Here is a 17,537-nt window from a genome sequence, read left to right as displayed (position 1 = left end):
GTTTCACCTCACAGGTCCGTCCCCGCGTAGGACAGGTTCAGGCTCTTGTTGATGAGCGGGAAGTCCGGGACGATCTCTCCCTGGAGCGCATGCTCGATCGCCTGCCAGTTGCAGAACGATGCGGTCCGGATCTTGTACCGTTCAACAACACCGTTCCGGATCCAGACCCAGCAGAGATTCTGTCCCCGCGCTGATTCCACAAGGGCGAGGGTATACCCGTCCTTCACTACGGGCTCGGTCTTCACGGGCCCATCCGGCATCGATGCCAGCAGCCGTTCGATCATATCAAGCGAGTCCAGGATCTCGGATGCCTTCACCGTGAACCGGGAGAGCACATCCCCGTCATGAAGCGGCTTTGGGGCCGGCACACACCGGTCGTAGATGCCGTACGGGTGGGTGACCCGCACGTCCACCCTCCCGCCGGATGCACGCGCCGCGGGCCCGGTGATGTTGAGGGGGCGCAGGAGGGATTTTCTGATGATCCCCGTTGGGGCGAACCGGTCAAGGACGGACGATGTCGAGAGGACGATCTTCAGGCCGACGCGGTACCGTTTCCGTGCCTGCCGGACAAACGTGCCGAGCTCCTCCAGCTGTTCCTTCCTGATATCTTTCGAGAGCCCCCCGATTTCAACCATTCCCCGCATAAACCGGGACCCGGTCAGGAGAGCATTCATACGGAAAACATCCTCCCTGATGACCGCAAACTGGTTGGCACCCAGCGGGAAGGCGATGTCGATGAGCATGCCGGCCTGGTCGCCGAGATGGGATCCGATCCTTTCCAGTTCCAGCAGGATTGTCCGGAGGTACCATGCCCGATCGGGGACGGCCGTACCCGTGCATTTCTCAACAGCACAACAATATGCGGTGGCATTGGCAACCGTCTCGTCACCGCTGACCGCCTCGGCAATGTGCACAACTTCCTGCGGGCGTTTCCCTTCAGCAAGTTTCTCGATACCCCGGTGCTTGTAGAACATCCGGATCTCGAGGTTGAAGATCTTCTCACCGATCACGCTGAACCGGAAGTGTCCCGGTTCGATGATACCGGCATGGACCGGGCCGACCGGGACCTGGTAGATCCCGACTCCAGTCACTTTACGGAACGGGTACTCTTCAGCCGGATCGACGGCCGAACGCATTGCCACCGGTTCGTTCCGGACGGATTTTAGGAGCGGGTGGAAACCTTCGGGATAGGTCTCGTGGAGGAAGAGTCGCCGTTCATCGAACGCGCCGTCGAATTCAATGCCGAACCCGTCCCGGCATTCCCGTTCGAACCACGAAGCGGAGGGGAGCAGGCGGGCAACCGATGTGGCCACCCCGCCAGTATTCCGCACGAGGATGAGCACGGTTGCCTTGTACTCAAAGACATACAGGAGTGAGAAACGCGATGCGGAAACGAAGCCCTCCGTGCAGAAAAGGCCAATGAGGGCACACTTGTGCAGGGCAAGGCTGGTCACCAGCGGCCCGAACTCAGTCTCACCGACATGCAGGTAGTATTCGCCATTGCAGCCGGGAGTGATCCGCGATGCGGCAATCTCCGGCCCGACAAGGCCCTGCACTGCCATTATCCCGGAACTATCATCAGTTGCCATCAGAACATCAGCTCCGCAACAATCCGGTCGAGGAACGTGATCTCCCCGACAGTGAAAACGGTCCCCAGGAAGACCATGAGGATGAGGAGGATTATGACAGGCACTTTCATGCCGAGGGGCGTATCATAGGCCACGATATCATCCCGGGTTTCCGGCCGGGATACCTGCGTGAATGTGCTGATCACGTAGTAACCAAGGGAGACTGCCGTGATAAACAGCAGGAAGAGCAGGATGATGAGGGCAGGGAGCGAGACACTTCCCAGCTGCAAGAGAATGAACAGTTTCGAGAAGAAGACCGGGAAGAGCGGCATGCCGATGATCGCAAGGCCGCCAAGGATGACCCCCCATGCCGCGAGTGGCTGGAGCCGGAACACATCCCGGATGTCATCCACGGCATCGGTCGAGAGCGTGCTGTGGTACTGGCGGTGGAGGATCCCGGCCGAGAAGAACAACGATGCCTTGGTGAAGGCATGGGCCATGATGTGGAAGAGCACCCAGAAGAGGGCGAGGGGGGTCGCGATGGCAAGACCGATCAAGAGGATGCCCATGTTCTCGACGCTGGAGAACGCGATCAGTTTCTTTAAGTTCTTCTGCGGGAGCATGGAGAGCGCGGCAATGCCGACCGTGAGCAGGCCGAAGACCAGGAGCAGGGGTGAAAGGGTAGTGACCGCCGGGGTCTGGTGCACGATCGCAAAGACGCGGATAATGCCGTAGATGCCCACGTTTAAGAGGACTCCGGAGAGTATCGCGCTTACGGCGGACGGTGCCCGTGCATGCGCTTCCGGCAGCCAGGTATGGAAGGGGAATATGCCGGACTTTGCGGCAAAACCGATGAAGACGAGCGCAAAGGCTGCGATCATCATGCCCGTGGGGAAGAGATGGGCCTGCTGGATGAGGACCGTCCAGTTCAGGGTCCCTTCACCGGAAACAGACCGGGAGGTCTCGAACAGGAACACCAGGCCGACAAACGAGAAGAGCATCGAGACTGACGCGATGAAGATGTACTTGATCGCAGCATCGATGTTGTCGCGTGCATAGAGGATGGCGACGAGCATCGCCGAGATGACGGTCGTGAGCTCGGCAAAGATCCAGAAGAGGGCGAGATTGTCCGAGAAGAACGCGAGGAGGATCACGGTGAGGAGGAAGGCCCAGGCCCCGTAGAAGAGCTTGAGGCTTCCTTTCCCGAGTTCATGGGTCTCGATCAGCCCTTCCACATATCCCCGGGCATAGATGGCAGCAAGCAGGAAGATGATCGTTGATATGAGCACTTCAAAGAGGCCGAGATGGTCGATAAAGAAATACTGGCTCCCGATCACAAAGGACGATATCGGGACCTGCCCGGACAGGAGGAGCCAGACCGCAATGGCGAGGAAGAGAGCCGCCTCTGCAATGCAGACCGTATTCATCTGGCGGTTTGTCCGGCTTACGGCAATGAGCGCGAGCGATGCTGCCGCGATGAGGATGATGGCGAGCAGGATCATGGTCCCTCCTCCGTATCTTCAACCAGGTGGAAGCGGTGGAGGCGGTTGTGGTAGTCTTCCAGGGTCGAGTCGAGGCCTACCGTGAGGATGGTGGTCAGCATGACGAGGATGATCAGGTCGATGATGATCAAAAACTCGATGATGAACGGGAGTTCTGTGACGAACATGCCAAAGAGCAGGACGCCATTCTCCATGGTAAGGTACCCGAGCACTTTCGTGATCGCACGTTTCCGCGAGAACGTGACCATCATGCCCATGAGCATCAGGGAGATCCCGATAACGGCCCCGAAAAAGAAGAGGCTCTCCCGCCCCGGGGTACCCTCCATGATGTGTGCAAGGGCGATGTAGATGAAGAGCATCAGGGCCATGGAAAGGAGGAGCGAGGTGGTGGGGCTCAGGAAATGGAACTCGATATCGCGCTTGATCCGGATCCGTTCCTGGATCGTCGCGATGAAGTAGGGGATGACCAGCACCTTGCTCGCAAAGGTGATGCATGCGATGGCAAGGAGGACCGTGGTGCCTTCAAGAGAATACAGGGCGAGCGCCATGAAGACCAGGGTAAGCGACTGGAGGGCATAGACGGACACCAGCGAGATCATGTTGCGGGTGGATATGATGTATGCGGCGGTGACGATGACAACGGCGAAGAGGACCCGTATGACATCCTGGATGAATGCGGGATCGATCATGCAAACACCTCGATGATGATGATGAGCGTGGAGAAGAAGAACGCCATGGCAAAGAGGCTTGGGAGGCGGAAGAACCGCATCTTGGACATCGAGGACTCGAAAAGCCCGATGATCCCGGCGAGGATCGTCCCTTTCAGGGCAAACATAACCGCTGCCACAACGATCGTGCCAAGGGTCAGGGACGTGGCAAGCCCGAACGGGACGATGAGGTTGATGATGAGCGCCATCAGGAGCGTCAGCTTGACCGCTGATGACAGTTCCATGAGGGCGAGATTGGAGCCGGACTGCTCGAGAACCATCCCTTCGTGGATCATGGTCAGTTCCAGGTGCGTCTCCGGGTTGTCGACCGGGATGCGGGACGTCTCAACGATCAGGATAATGAAGAGGGAGATGGCGAGCAGGATCAGGGTCGGGGTGGCAGGAGTGCCCGTTGCTGCGGAAGTAATGAACATCTCAAAGACGTTCAGGGTCTTAAAGACAAAGACGAGTGCGGCAAAGACGATGATGGTGGTGGGTTCGATGATCGCCGAGATGCTCATCTCCCGCGAACTGCCCATCCCGCCAAACGAGCTGCCGGCATCGAGGCCGGCAAGGGCCATGAAGAACTTTGCAAGCGCAAGGAGGTAGAGCAGGAGGATGATATTCCCGATCCCGCCAACCGGCTCAGGCACGAAGACAAGCGGGACAAAGAGTGCTGCGACAAGGATCGCCGCGATATTCACGAGCGGCGTTACACGCATGATCCACGACGAGTGAGATGAGTAGATCACTTCCTTTTTTAAGAGTTTTGCAAGGTTGAAGTACGTCTGGAACACGGACGGTCCGCGTCTTCCCTGTGTCCATGCCTTCACTTTCTTGATGATACTCATGAACAACGGGGCAATGGCAAGTACGGCAACCGTGTTGATGATGAGATAGAAGATAAACGAGAAGGTCATGCCAACCACCCGAGGTAGATGATGATCGCAATCACGGTACAGAAGACATAGAGGAGGTACGTGTCAAGGCACCCGCTCTGGAACCGGGAGACTACCTTCGCTGCATGATACGAGGCGCGGGCAACGGGGAGATAAACGTACTCCTCGAAGATCTTCATGAGGCTGATATCCGCCGTCCCTTCTGCGAAGATACAGTTCTTCCGGTCGAAGAATTTCCGTTCGTTCTTCATCTTGGTCCGGTATACCGTGGAGAAGATGATGTCGATCGGTTCTGAGAAACCGTGGCCGGAATATTCCATTGCCGGTTGCTGCGAGGGTGTCCCGCACCCCCATGTCCCGGCAATCCGCACATCCCGGGAAGCAGTAAAGAACAGGAATGCATAAGTAAGGACTGCCATCGCAAGGAGAAGGAGCCCGACCAGGAACAGGTCGGGCATCGGCACGGAGAGTCCTACCAGCACGAAGATCTGGGCGGCAAACACGCCGAGGATGATACATGCGGCGGCGAGGATGGCCGGCCCGAGCAGCATCCGTAACGGGACTTCCCGTGCCTCTCCGCTCTCCTTCGAGCGCGGGAGGGCAAGGAAGACGGACCCGAATGCCTTGACAAAACAGGCCGCGGAGAGGGCGCTCGTGAGGGCAAACAGCGCAAGGCAGATGAAGAGCAGCACCTTCAAGAGCGGGTCCGCTACGGCAACGGACGAGAAGAACGAGATGAAGATCAGGATCTCGCTCGCAAACCCGTTGAGCGGCGGGAGAGCGGCAATGGCGAGGGCACCGGTAAAGAACAGCGCCGAAGTATACGGCATCCGGTGCACGAGGCCTCCCATCTGTTCAATGTCACGGGTATGGGTTGCATGGACAACGGACCCCGCGGTCAGGAAGAGGAGGCTCTTGAACATTGCATGGTTGAGGGAGTGGAAGAGGGCGCCGAGAAGGCTGATGGAGGCAAGCCCGGGCATGTGGTAACTGGTGAAGATGACATACAGCCCGATACCCGTGAAGATGATACCGACATTCTCAATACTGCTGTACGCGAGCATCGCCTTGATATCATACTCCTTGAGGGCGTAGATGATCCCGAGCACTGCCGAGGCAGTTCCTAAAAAGAGGATCACGATGCCCCACCACAGTTCAGGAGAGAATACGTCCAGCAGGAAGCGGACGAGCCCGTAAACCGCGATTTTCAGCATCACGGCAGACATGAGCGCGGATATCGGGGACGGGCTCGCGGGATGGGCATAAGGAAGCCACTTGTGGAACGGGATAATCCCCGCTTTTATGGAGAATCCAATGAGGAGGGCGAGGAACGCTGCTGTTGACAGGAAGGAGATGCCGGCCGGGGCGAGGGAGAATGACCCGGTCTGTCCGTACAGGAGCACGATGCCGAGCATGACAAAGAGCGTGGAGAACTGGGTCATGACAAAATAAAAAATACCGGCTTTTTTCGTATCGGGTCCCGTGTACTCGTACATAACGAGGAGGAAGGAACTCCCGGCCATCAGTTCCCAGAAGAAGAGGAAAGAGACGGTGTTTGCCGAAACGACAACGAGCAGCATCGAGAGGATGAAGAGATTGGTGCAGCCGCAGAGCAGGTTTCTCCGGGAGCCCCCATCAAGGTGTTCGATATACTCGGTGGCATACAGGGCCACACACCCGGATACGGCAGCAATGAGGAGGAGAAAAAATGCGGCAAGGCGGTCCACAGAAAAACCCAGGGAAAATGCAGCGAACGGCTGGAATATCGTCCATGAAAAGACCTGGCCGGTGAGGAGAATTACCAGTGAGAGGACGCCCAGCACCACGGACCCGATGATTGTGCACCCGAGTGCAGCGGTCCTGAAGACACGCTGGTCCCGGGCAGCGGTAACAAGCGGGACCAGGATACCCAGGAAAAATACCAGTATCGACAGGATGAACAGTTCCACGATCATTGGACACTCCCCGGCATCAGAATATACTGATCATGGTTTTCCCGGATACCAAGCCACATCGGGAGGATAGCCCGTGCAGCAGAATTTGTTTTTGTACTATCCATTCAGATCATCGGCCGATGTTAATTTAACACGGTTATTTTTCTACCCTTATATATTATAATGACGATCAAGCCGGAAACCAGGTATTTTTTCTGATTTTTATACGAGTTATTCAGGTTCACGCAAACCCAAAACCGGAAAAAACGGAGGATATTGCCCTGATGGGAAAATGCTGATAAATTTTCAGATTTTTTAAGAGATGCGCGCCTGGACACACGCCGGGTCAGAGTTCCTTCTCAATCTCATTTTTTATCCGGTCGAGCGTGATCCGGCCGATCTTCGTCACCCTGCCGCTGACCAGGACCATGGGGATCGGGGGATATTCGCGCTCAATGATCTCCTTGATGTACGCCGGAACACCGTCGTCGACAAGAGTCAGTTTGAGTTCCACCCTGCCGCCATAGGTTTCCTGGAGCACTTTTTTGAGTTCATTGAATGCATCGACCAGTTTTCCCGAATGGTAGCACCCTTCAAGTCCGCAGGTACGGTTTTCATCACAGGGAAAGGGGGAGCACTCCGAAGTCTTCAGGCCAACGATCTCGATATTGACGGTTCCTGCCATACCACTATTCTTGATCAGGTGACTATTTTAGGATTCGGAACCGAAGGGCTGTTTAAAGCCCAACGGAAAGAAGAGTCGCACCTGCCGGTCTTCGACTTCCGAGTGGTTCGTAAGAACCACGAGGAGGAGAAGAGCCATCAGGCTCTTCGACTTCCGACAGGCTCGAAGAGCCCCCGTCTCTACTTTTCCTCGACCTTCTGTTGAAGGTCCCGGATTCATCAGGCCCGGAGTGACTCTTAAAAAAATCAGATGAAACGCTCGAACCGGTCCTTCTTTGCCTTGCAGACAGGGCAGATACCCGGGGGCTGCTCACGTGCACAGAGATACCCGCACACCTTGCACCTCCAGACCGGGAGAGGAAGCGTGAAGAGAGGTGATGGGCTGACAGGGACCGTGTGGACGGCACTCTTTTTGGTCTTTTGGCGTTCCGAACGGGGTGGTCGTCGTTCGGGGACCGGAGCAACCTGCTGTGTCCCGGTTGCAATTGCATCGTTCACATACAGGGCACAATAGCAGGCCCCGTACTCTTCAACATCGGAGTCGCGATAATCGCAGGGACAAACGATATCGAGATCTTCCTCCTTTTTCCCGGACGCTAACCGGCAGGGGCATGCACGGTACCCGTACCGCTGTTCGTTCCGGAGCAGGCCCCGGATCAGGTTTTTCACAAACTCCGCATCCGGGTTTAACCGGTACCCCCCGTTAAGGGCATCCTTCTTCAGGACCTCATATGCCAAGTCAACCTCCTGCTCGCTGATACCCGTAAAATTCATGCTCCGAGAGCCTCCCGTATCTCCTGTTCACGGAACCCGATGATGGTCTTTTTATTATCGATAACAAGTGTGGGAAATGAACCGGACGGGTTGAACTTCTCTACCATCGTGATGGCGTCGTCCTGTTCCTTCCCGTCAAGCAGGTCGACATACGCATAATCAAATTCAACGCCGATCTGGCGCAGGAGGTCCTTGGTCTTTGCGCACCACCCGCAGGTAGAGAGTGCGTAGAGCATAACTTTCCCCCGGTTCTTCCCGTTCACATGTTCGGTTGCCATAAAAAGCCGTCCTTTGTATGAAAGGAGATTGCGATACGAACTATTTATAACCGGGGATTATGCCCGTTTTTACGGGGAGCCGTAACAAGAAAAGGGTGATGGCGGTACCATCACTTCTTCTTCATGATGATCTCTACATCCTCCAACAGGGCCTGGAGATCTTCCTCGTGCTCCACTTCCTGCGAGAGGATCGTGAGGAGGATATTATAGGTGACCGGATCCTTGTCCTTTGTCTTCTTCATCAGGGAGTTGTACGTCCTGATGGCGCACTGCTCGCCCTTGATATTCTGTTCGAGGACCTTGACGATGAACGGGTCATCGGGAGCATCGTACCCGCAGTTGGTGAACTTATACCAGTCCTGCGGCTTCGTTACCGGGGTCCCACCCAGCTGGATGATACGGGTGGTGAGCAGGGTTGCGTGGTTCAGTTCCTCGGTTGCATGGAGCGTGAGTTCGCTGATGACCGCTTCCTTGTTGGGGCCTTTTACGACCTTGGAACCAATCCAGTACTGGTAGTAGGCGAGCCATTCATCGCAGTATGCCTTGTTGAGCAGGCCGACAAAATCCTTGACATCACTTCCAACAATTTTCTGTCCTTGTGTTCCCATTCTGATTCACCTCTGTTCCATTCTGGTAACGATCCAATATCGGAATGCATCGCTTATATGCATGTTTATCGTGGCAGGACTCCCTGATCGGCAGATGATAAAAAAGAGGACCCCGGCTTTTCCCGGCCGGTCCAAATCCTGCCTGCACTATCGTTAATAACCATTCAGGCATAACTATTATGGAAATCGTGAAGGGGTAATTCATGAAGGCGGTTCTGGGTCTTGAGGACGGGCAGTATGTTACAGGAAATGGATTCGGTGTTGAGGGCGAATGTTCCGGGGAACTCGTCTTCAACACCCTGATGACCGGGTACATGGAGGCACTCTCGGACCCCAGTTACTTCGGCCAGATCCTTATGTTCACATTCCCGACAATCGGGAATTATGGTGCCGATGTGCAGAATATGCAGAGCCAGAGTATCAAGGTGCTCGGGACGATCTGCCGTGAGATCTGTGACGCCCCCGATACAAAACCGACAATCCGCGAATATTTCGAACAGAAGAAACTGCTCGGGATGTCCGGTGTGGATACCCGCAGCCTCACGATCAAGACCCGCGTCCACGGCACCATGCGGGCAGCACTTGTTGTCGGCAGCGACGATGGAGAATATGCCGTAAAACTCGCCAGAAAGACCCCTTCTGTCACTGAATGCAACCCGATTCCCGAGGTTTCCTGCAAGGCACCCTACCGGATCCCGGGAAAGGGAAAACGGGTTGCCATCATCGACCTCGGCCTCAAGACCAATATCCTCACCAGCCTCACGCGGAGAAAAGGCGATCTCTACATCTTCCCCCACAATGCCACCCATGACGAGATCTTCGGGTGCGAGCCCGACTGCCTCTTCATCACCAACGGGCCCGGCGACCCGAAACAGGCAACAGCAACCATCGCAACCGTGAAAAATTGTATCGGTGAACTTCCGATCTTTGGTATTTGCATGGGCAACCAGATCTCGGCCCTTGCCCTTGGGGGGGACACGTACCAGCTCAAGTTCGGCCACCGCGGGGCCAACCAGCCGGTCAAGTATTATGACGGCAGGATCTTTATCACCACCCAGAACCACGGTTTTGCAGTTGACGCCGATTCCCTGCCGGAAGGGTGCGAGGTCACGTTTGTCAACGCCAATGACGGGACCGTTGAGGGATTCGAGAACGAGGACTTAAAGATCAACTGCGTCCAGTTCCACCCGGAAGCCCATGCAGGGCCCCAGGATACTGAATGTCACTATTTTGACGGTGTATTCCGGAGGCTCGGATAATGCCCAAGAAGATGCATATCAAAAAGGTCCTGATCATCGGATCGGGTCCGATCCAGATCGGCCAGGCCGCGGAGTTCGACTTCTCCGGGAGCCAGGCATGCCGTGCCATGCGGGAAGAGGGCGTCAGGGTCGTTCTCGTTAACTCTAACCCTGCCACCATCCAGACAGACCCGGAGATGGCCGATGCCGTCTACATCGAACCCCTCCGATCGGATATCATCGCGAAGATCATCGCAAAGGAGAAGCCTGACGGGATCCTCTCGGGCATGGGGGGTCAGACCGGCCTCAACATGACTGCAGAGCTCGCTGAAATGGGGGCATTGAAGGATGTTGAGATCCTCGGGACCCCCCTCGAAGCAATCTACAAAGGGGAGGACCGGGAAAAATTCCGGGACCTCATGCAGCAGATTGGCGAACCGGTCCCGAAGAGCGTCATCCTGACCAGCCTGAACCAGATTGACGATGCGATCGCGGCCATCGGGCTCCCGGCCGTAGTCCGGCCCGCGTATACAATGGGGGGCGCCGGGGGAGGGATTGCCCGGACCCGCGAGGAACTCCTCAGAATCGTTGAACTGGGACTCTCCCGTTCCCGCATCCACCAGGTCCTCATCGAGGAGAGCGTTCTTGGCTGGAAAGAGATCGAGTTCGAAGTCATGCGCGATTCGGCTGACACCTGTATCATCATCTGCGGTATGGAAAATGTCGATCCAATGGGTATTCACACGGGCGAAAGTGTTGTCGTGGCACCAATCCTCACCCTCCGCGATGACGAGTTCCAGATGATGCGCAGCGCCGCCATCAAGATCATCCGGGCACTCGATGTCCAGGGTGGCTGCAATGTCCAGTTCGCTTTCCTAAACGGGGAATACCGCGTCATCGAGGTCAACCCCCGGGTCTCCCGCTCATCGGCACTTGCATCCAAGGCCACCGGGTACCCGATTGCCCGGGTGGCGGCAAAGATCGCCATCGGCCTGCGGCTTGACGAGATCACCAACACCGTAACCGGCTGCACTCCGGCGTCTTTTGAGCCTGCTATCGATTATATCGTCGTTAAAGTTCCCCGCTGGCCGTTCGACAAGTTCAAGGGTGCCGACCGGACACTCACCACTGCCATGAAGAGCACCGGGGAAGTGATGGCAATCGGGAGGACGATCGAAGAGGCCTTCATGAAAGCCAAGAGGTCGCTCGATACCGATGTCCAGACCCACACGAGCCCAAGCGAGATCCGCATGATCCTGTCCAGACCCACGGACGAACGCTTCCACTGCCTCTTCGATGCGCTCCGCCAGGGCTTTACGATTGACGAGATCGTCCAGCTTACTTCAATCACGCCGTTCTTCCTGGAAAAGATCAAAAATATCGTGGAACATGAAAAACGCCTTGCCTCAGGAGCCTGCAGCAGGGATGATATCATCCGGGCGAAAGGATACGGGTTTTCCAACGCAGATATCGCCCAGATCAGCGGGAAAACACAGCAGGAAATTGATGCCATTACCGGTACCCCTGCCTATAAGATGGTTGACACGTGTGCCGCTGAATTCCCGGCAAAAACCCCGTATTTCTACTCCACGTATGAACCGGACTGTGAAATTGTCCCGACAGACTCAAAGAAAGTTCTCATTCTGGGATCCGGACCGATCCGGATCGGCCAGGGTATTGAATTCGATTACTGCACGGTCCATGCGGTCAAGGCGCTGAAGGAGGAAGAGGGTGTGGAGGTCCACATCGTCAACAACAACCCGGAGACCGTTTCCACGGATTTTGATACGTCGGACCGCCTCTTCTTCGAGCCGATGCAGCTCGAAGACGTCATCAACATTTTAAAAACCGACCGGTATTTCGGCGTCATGGTCCAGTTCGGCGGGCAGAACGCGGTCAACCTTGCCGTGCCCATTGAGAAAGAGATGCAGCGCCTCGGCCTTTCCACCCGCATTCTCGGGACCAGCCCCGATGCCATGGACATTGCCGAGGATCGCGACCGGTTCAGCGTGCTCTTAAAGAAACTTAACATCCCCTGCCCTGCAAACAGCTCTGCCTATTCCGAGAGTGAAGCACATGCCATGGCAGAGAAGATTGGGTACCCGGTCCTGGTCAGGCCTTCCTATGTCCTCGGGGGTCGTGCGATGGAGATCGTCCACGATGAACACGAACTCGAGACGTACATGAAAGAAGCGGTCCGTGTCAGCAGGAACCACCCGGTACTGATCGACTCCTACCTCCAGAATGCAATCGAACTCGATGTCGATGCCGTCTGCGATGGCGAGGAGGTCCTGATCGGCGGCATCATGGAACACATCGAACAGGCCGGCATCCATTCGGGGGACTCTGCCTGTGTCATCCCGACCCAGTCACTCCCCCCATCCATTATCGATACTGTCCGGGATTACACGAGGAAACTTGCCCTCGGGATTGGTGTCATAGGTCTTGTCAACCTCCAGATGGCAGTCAAGGACAACATAGTCTATATGCTGGAGGCAAACCCCCGGGCAAGCCGCACGGTGCCGTTCGTCTCAAAGGCAACCGGGATCCCGGTCGCAAAGATCGCCGCCAAGGTCATGGTCGGCAAGAAACTGCGGGACCTCGGGTACCGGGAGCGCGAGATCCGGCATGTCGCGGTAAAGGAGGTGCTGCTCCCGTTCAATAAGCTGATTGGGGTCGATACGATGCTGGGGCCCGAGATGAAAAGCACCGGCGAGGTCATGGGCATCGATTACGATTTCGGGCTCGCGTTTTACAAAGCCTGCCTCTCTGCCGATAACGAGCTGCCCCTCAAAGGGAATATCTTCATCTCCGTGAATATGGAACAGAAAGATGAGGCGATACCGATTGCCCGTAAACTGCGCGATCTCGGCCTCACCCTGTACGGAACGGAGGGGACCGTGGATTACCTGTACGAGGCGGGGATTGAGGCAAACCTCGTGCGGAAGGTCCAGGAAGGCTCACCCAACGTACTCGACATGATGCGCCACGGTGAGATCCGACTTATCATCAACACTCCCCAGGACAGACAGTCCCGCCAGGACCATTACCAGATCATGCGTGCGGCAGTGGACCTCCAGATCCCCTATATTACGACCCTTCAGGCAGCGCGGGCTGCTGCACTTGCCATCGATGCCATCAAGCGCGAGAAACTGACCCTTGAGCCGATCAGCCATTATCTGGAGTAATTGCGGGATTATTGGTAAAAACTCCCAAAATCGGGCTTATTTTTATTTTATGAAAAAAAGCCGGACCCGATCCGTATACTGCGCTGTCCGGAAAACTATCCAAAAGAATTGAATATCCTTATATACCGAAATAACAAAAAAAGATGCATGAAGAAATTATCTGTTGTTCTTGCAATCCTGTTCATCGGGATTCTGCTCGCGGGATGCACATCCCAACCGGCAGCACCTGCGGCCACAACCGCTCCGACCGCGGTCCCGACTGTTGTCGCTACCGCAGCCCCAATCACTGAACCAACCAAGGAAGTCGTTGTTGTTGTTGTCAACAAGACTGCCAATGTTACACCAACCGTTACTGAAACAATGATACCGACATACACGATCACTTTCACCCAGGACCTGAACATTATACCTGATGCGACAGCATACGTGAAAGTCGGAACCAAGGTTGTCTGGGCAAACACCGATCCCTACAAGCCACACAGTATTCAGGCAGATGATGTCCAGACCGGTGCATACTTTGGAACTATGAACCCTGTCGAGATCCCCTACGGCGGTAGCTATTCAGTAATCTTTGACAAAGTCGGAGCATTCGATTACACCACCGGACCATTCCAGCCTGCAACTGAAGGAAAAATTGTAGTCCAGTAAACCAGTACGATAACCGGGTTCAGGAATCAACAGCCTGAACAACTTTTTTGTTCTTTGAAAAAAATTCTTCTTAACCATTCCTTTTCAGTATCGGGAAACGCCAATCCGTCCCCTGAACATATATGCTGGTACTGCCAATGGTTTAAGCGCAATAAAGCGAATGGAGTGAAGCATGGGAAAAGGCACCATTGTTCTTGCATATTCCGGCGGGCTTGACACCTCGATCTGCATCCCGCTCTTAAAGGAACGGTATGATTACGATCGTGTTGTTACAGTAGCAGTGAATGTCGGCCAGCGGGACGAGGAGATCGATGTCGCAACTAAAAAAGGTAAAAAACTCGCAGACCGCCACTACACAATCGATGTACGTAAAAAGTTCGTTGAAGGGCATATCTTTCCGGCAATCAGGGCGAACGGATCATATGAAGGGTACCCGATGGGTACGTCCCTCGCCCGACCCCTCATTGCTGAAGAGGTCGTAAAGATTGCCAGAAAAGAACAAGCAACTGCAATCGGGCACGGGTGCACCGGGAAAGGAAACGACCAGCTCCGGTTCGATTTTATTATCCGCAGTGCCGGTCTTGAGGTCGTTGCACCCATACGTGAACTTAACCTGACCCGTGACTGGGAGATCGATTACGCAAAGAAGCACAATATCCCGGTGCCGGTAAAGAAGGACAAGCCCTGGAGCATGGATGAGAACTGCTGGAGCAGGAGTATTGAGGGAGGCCGACTCGAGGACCCTGCATACCACCCGCCGGAAGAGATCTATCTCTGGACCGTCTCACCCGACAAAGCCCCGTCAAAACCGGAGAAGATCACCCTGACATTTAAAGAAGGGATTCCCGTTGCCCTGAACACGAAGAAGTATGACGGGTACGAGATGATCCAGAAACTGAATGTCATCGCTGGAAAGCATGGCATCGGACGCAACGACATGATCGAGGACCGTATCCTCGGACTCAAGGCACGCGAGAATTACGAGCACCCCGCAGCCACCGTTATCCTTGCCGCCCACCGGGACCTCGAAAGCCTCACCCTGACCCGCGAGGAACTCGTGTTCAAACGAATGGTGGATGACAAGTGGTCGGAACTCGCTTATGAAGGGCTGGTCTATGAACCGCTCTATGCCGCCCTGAATGCATTCATCAACACCACCCAGAAACGGGTGAACGGAAAGGTGGACCTCGAATTGTACAAAGGCAGTGTGCGGGTGCTTGGCAGGACATCTCCCGATGCGATCTATTCCAGTGATATGGTCTCCTTCGACAGCGCAACTATCGACCAGTGCCATGCAATAGGGGTCTCGCAGTACTTCGGGATCCAGGCCCGTATGGTAAAACAGATGCAGGACAAAAAGGGGAAGTAATTCTTGCCTGATTCTCTCATTTTTCACCCATCCTGCTGAATTTTCCTATCCGGTGCAGTCACAATTTTTAGCGTGAAGTCCCCCTTCACAAACTGGTCGAAGAATTGCTCCGCAATTCTTCTCCTTGTCGGGGTTTTGCAACCCCTCCAATGTCGAAGATTGCCCCGCAATTCTTCGAAGACCTGCGGTCTTCTCATGCTTCGAGTCTGATGACTCTCAGCATTCTCCTGACACACCTTACGTACCATGAGGCAATGAGGCTCATCATGTCGAAGAACGCTGATGCGTTCTTCTCTTGGTTCGCCTCACGTTCCGTGAGACTCACCAAACAGAAACTTATATGGAGTGCCAGACAAGATTCGGAGTATATGTGCCCCAGTTTTTTTTCCCGATTCATAAAACCCAGACCGCATATCGTGGAGAGCCCGCCACCGCCATCCATCACCCACGGGGCAGGCATGAATATTCCCGAATATAAAAACAAACCGTATTTTATTGTCGGATCCGTGGAGATGGGCAACACAACGACAAAGTGCATCCTTACCGGTGTGAGTCTTGAGACCGGGATGTCGTATGTCATCAATAAAACAGTCAGCATGAGCCGGGATATCCGCCCCCCGAAACCGGGTGAGACCATCTTTGGCGCAACGCTTGACGGGACCGAGCTGACCCGTGAATCGGTGACGGAGCTTGTGCGGGATACCTTGATCAAGTGTCACAGGGATGCCAATCTTGATATAAAAGACGAACTGGATTTTGTTGTCCGCAGTACCGGTGTCGTAGCAGAGATGGAGTCCCCGGACCAGGTCGGGGACTTTGTCATCTCGCTCGCAAACGGCTGCCTCATCGCCGGGGTTCCCCCCCGTAAAATGACGCCCCCGATGTCAAAGGAGAACCAGTCCCAGAAACTCCAGCCGTTCAGCTTTGCCGACAAGGTGGTATTTGTCGGCGCTGTTGCCGGTGTGATCCCCCCTCTCGGATCAACCGGTGTCGAGATGGTGGCAAACGAGATGGAGGGGGAACTCGCGATGGCCGGGATCAAGGAGGGGGCAAAATGGACCCCCGTCGATTTCCGTAATCCCTGCGTCACGATCGATTTTGGTACAACCCTTGACGGGAGGATCACCAGCGATGTGCCGGCGGATGCACCGAACCCCTTTGCAAAAACCGTCGGGAACTTCTGCGGCCTTGCAGGGGCGATACCGGATGCAATCGTGCGGGGGACCGGCCTTGTCCATCTGCGGACGGGCACCGCACTCGATATTTTTGGTGAACACAGTGTCACGGGCGGGTTGTTCAGCCGGGGTAACCAGCGTGTTGTGGACGAGTACGTGAAGCACTGTCACGAGTATATCGACATCTGCATTGTTCCCCCGGAACGAAACCGCTTCGGGCGTGTCCCGGTCAATGCCCGGATCGCAAAGGAATCCGGTGTTGCGATGATCGGGTGCGACTGCGGAGAGAACTCAAGCGATCTCCCCCGGCTTATCGAGATAGGTGCAGAAATCCACAAGAAATACTCGCTGTCGACCCTGAACGAAGTGATTGACCGTGTCTGTACCCGCATGGCGCTGCGCCTGGTCGATGTTGCTGTCGAAGAGGGCCTTGTCCTGAAAAATTCATCGATCGGGTTTACCGGGAGGGCCGCGATCTCCGGGCGGAAACCCGAATATATCCTTAAAGGGATTATTGAGCGAAACCTTTTCGATGACCCGAACGATCACCTTGTCTTCGTCGATGACGGGCTGGCCCGCGGCGCGGCACTGATGGGACGGTGCATGAACTCCCTTGGCAAGCCCAAAAATCCGATCGGGGGCGTCCGCGGGGGCCCATGTATTATGAGCCGGCGGATTAAGATAGGTAAATAAGTCTGGTGAACAGTCATGACCGATACAGAAGACGAAAAACTATTCGATGTCCTCATCCCGCCCGGCGTACCTCAAAAAATCATCTTTGACGTGACAGAGAAGTTCGATGTTAAAGTCGTTGAACGCAAGGAACGGCTTAAATTCGCCAATATGGATGGCGATGAGCGGGAACTGCTCGCGTTCCGTGGAAAACTGGACGTGGTCCGCGAGGTTGAGAAATATATGATCGACCAGCTGAAGGCATTCGTTGAAGAAAAGTAAGATTTTTTTTA

15 protein-coding genes are annotated in these 17,537 nt (G+C 55.2%); 6 read left to right on the top strand and 9 right to left on the bottom strand.

Going from position 1 to position 17,537, the window contains the following annotated elements; genetic code table 11:
* Positions 1 to 8: 8 nt before the first annotated feature.
* From M0R30_RS04145 to M0R30_RS04105, 9 genes are all read right to left on the bottom strand, one after another.
* Entirely contained in the window at positions 9 to 1,589 is a 1,581-nt protein-coding gene (locus tag M0R30_RS04145; RefSeq protein ID WP_292543710.1) for an NADH-quinone oxidoreductase subunit C, read from the bottom strand.
* The gene (locus tag M0R30_RS04140) at positions 1,589 to 3,070 is read right to left on the bottom strand and encodes a proton-conducting transporter membrane subunit (protein ID WP_292543708.1); all 1,482 of its coding nucleotides are present in this window, start codon (positions 3,068 to 3,070) and stop codon (positions 1,589 to 1,591) included. The genes M0R30_RS04145 and M0R30_RS04140 overlap by 1 nt, the downstream gene beginning before the upstream one ends.
* Entirely contained in the window at positions 3,067 to 3,759 is a 693-nt protein-coding gene (locus tag M0R30_RS04135) for a hydrogenase subunit (protein ID WP_292543706.1), read from the bottom strand. Before M0R30_RS04135 ends, M0R30_RS04140 begins: the two co-directional genes overlap by 4 nt.
* Positions 3,756 to 4,697, bottom strand: a complete 942-nt coding sequence (locus tag M0R30_RS04130) for an NADH-quinone oxidoreductase subunit H (RefSeq protein WP_292543704.1) — start codon at positions 4,695 to 4,697, stop codon at positions 3,756 to 3,758. The genes M0R30_RS04135 and M0R30_RS04130 overlap by 4 nt, the downstream gene beginning before the upstream one ends.
* Positions 4,694 to 6,631: a proton-conducting transporter membrane subunit gene (locus tag M0R30_RS04125; RefSeq protein WP_292543701.1), complete on the bottom strand. Its 1,938-nt coding sequence runs from the start codon at positions 6,629 to 6,631 to the stop codon at positions 4,694 to 4,696. The genes M0R30_RS04130 and M0R30_RS04125 overlap by 4 nt, the downstream gene beginning before the upstream one ends.
* A 325-nt stretch (positions 6,632 to 6,956) precedes the next feature.
* Entirely contained in the window at positions 6,957 to 7,295 is a 339-nt protein-coding gene (locus tag M0R30_RS04120; RefSeq protein WP_292543698.1) for a hypothetical protein, read from the bottom strand.
* A gap of 245 nt (positions 7,296 to 7,540) precedes the next feature.
* A complete protein-coding gene (locus tag M0R30_RS04115; RefSeq protein ID WP_292543695.1) occupies positions 7,541 to 8,068 on the bottom strand; it encodes a ferredoxin-thioredoxin reductase catalytic domain-containing protein in 528 nt (175 codons plus the stop codon).
* Positions 8,065 to 8,346 (bottom strand): glutaredoxin family protein, encoded by a 282-nt coding sequence (locus M0R30_RS04110; RefSeq protein ID WP_292543693.1) that lies wholly within the window; start codon positions 8,344 to 8,346, stop codon positions 8,065 to 8,067. Before M0R30_RS04110 ends, M0R30_RS04115 begins: the two co-directional genes overlap by 4 nt.
* 110 nt (positions 8,347 to 8,456) lie before the next feature.
* Positions 8,457 to 8,954 (bottom strand): ferritin-like domain-containing protein, encoded by a 498-nt coding sequence (locus M0R30_RS04105; protein ID WP_292543691.1) that lies wholly within the window; start codon positions 8,952 to 8,954, stop codon positions 8,457 to 8,459.
* A gap of 203 nt (positions 8,955 to 9,157) precedes the next feature.
* On the opposite strand from M0R30_RS04105, the gene carA reads away from it, so the two are divergent.
* The 6 genes from carA to M0R30_RS04075 all read left to right on the top strand — a co-directional run bounded on the left by carA (position 9,158) and on the right by M0R30_RS04075 (position 17,526).
* Positions 9,158 to 10,213, top strand: coding sequence for a glutamine-hydrolyzing carbamoyl-phosphate synthase small subunit (gene carA / locus M0R30_RS04100; RefSeq protein ID WP_292543689.1), 1,056 nt, complete (start codon positions 9,158 to 9,160; stop codon positions 10,211 to 10,213).
* Positions 10,213 to 13,380: a carbamoyl-phosphate synthase large subunit gene (gene carB / locus M0R30_RS04095; RefSeq protein ID WP_292543686.1), complete on the top strand. Its 3,168-nt coding sequence runs from the start codon at positions 10,213 to 10,215 to the stop codon at positions 13,378 to 13,380. Before carA ends, carB begins: the two co-directional genes overlap by 1 nt.
* Before the next feature lie 147 nt (positions 13,381 to 13,527).
* Entirely contained in the window at positions 13,528 to 14,028 is a 501-nt protein-coding gene (locus M0R30_RS04090) for a hypothetical protein (protein WP_292543683.1), read from the top strand.
* A gap of 172 nt (positions 14,029 to 14,200) precedes the next feature.
* The gene (locus M0R30_RS04085) at positions 14,201 to 15,397 is read left to right on the top strand and encodes an argininosuccinate synthase (RefSeq protein ID WP_292543680.1); all 1,197 of its coding nucleotides are present in this window, start codon (positions 14,201 to 14,203) and stop codon (positions 15,395 to 15,397) included.
* Between the two features lie 368 nt (positions 15,398 to 15,765).
* Positions 15,766 to 17,265 (top strand): methanogenesis marker 14 protein, encoded by a 1,500-nt coding sequence (locus M0R30_RS04080; protein ID WP_292543677.1) that lies wholly within the window; start codon positions 15,766 to 15,768, stop codon positions 17,263 to 17,265.
* 15 nt (positions 17,266 to 17,280) lie between these two features.
* Positions 17,281 to 17,526, top strand: coding sequence for a hypothetical protein (locus tag M0R30_RS04075; protein ID WP_292543675.1), 246 nt, complete (start codon positions 17,281 to 17,283; stop codon positions 17,524 to 17,526).
* The last annotated feature ends 11 nt before the right edge of the window (positions 17,527 to 17,537 follow it).

Source organism: Methanoregula sp. (assembly GCF_023227875.1).
Classification (GTDB): Archaea; Halobacteriota; Methanomicrobia; order Methanomicrobiales; family Methanospirillaceae; genus Methanoregula.
Note: the sequence above shows the minus strand (reverse complement) of the source record. Positions and strands in the feature narration are given on the sequence as shown.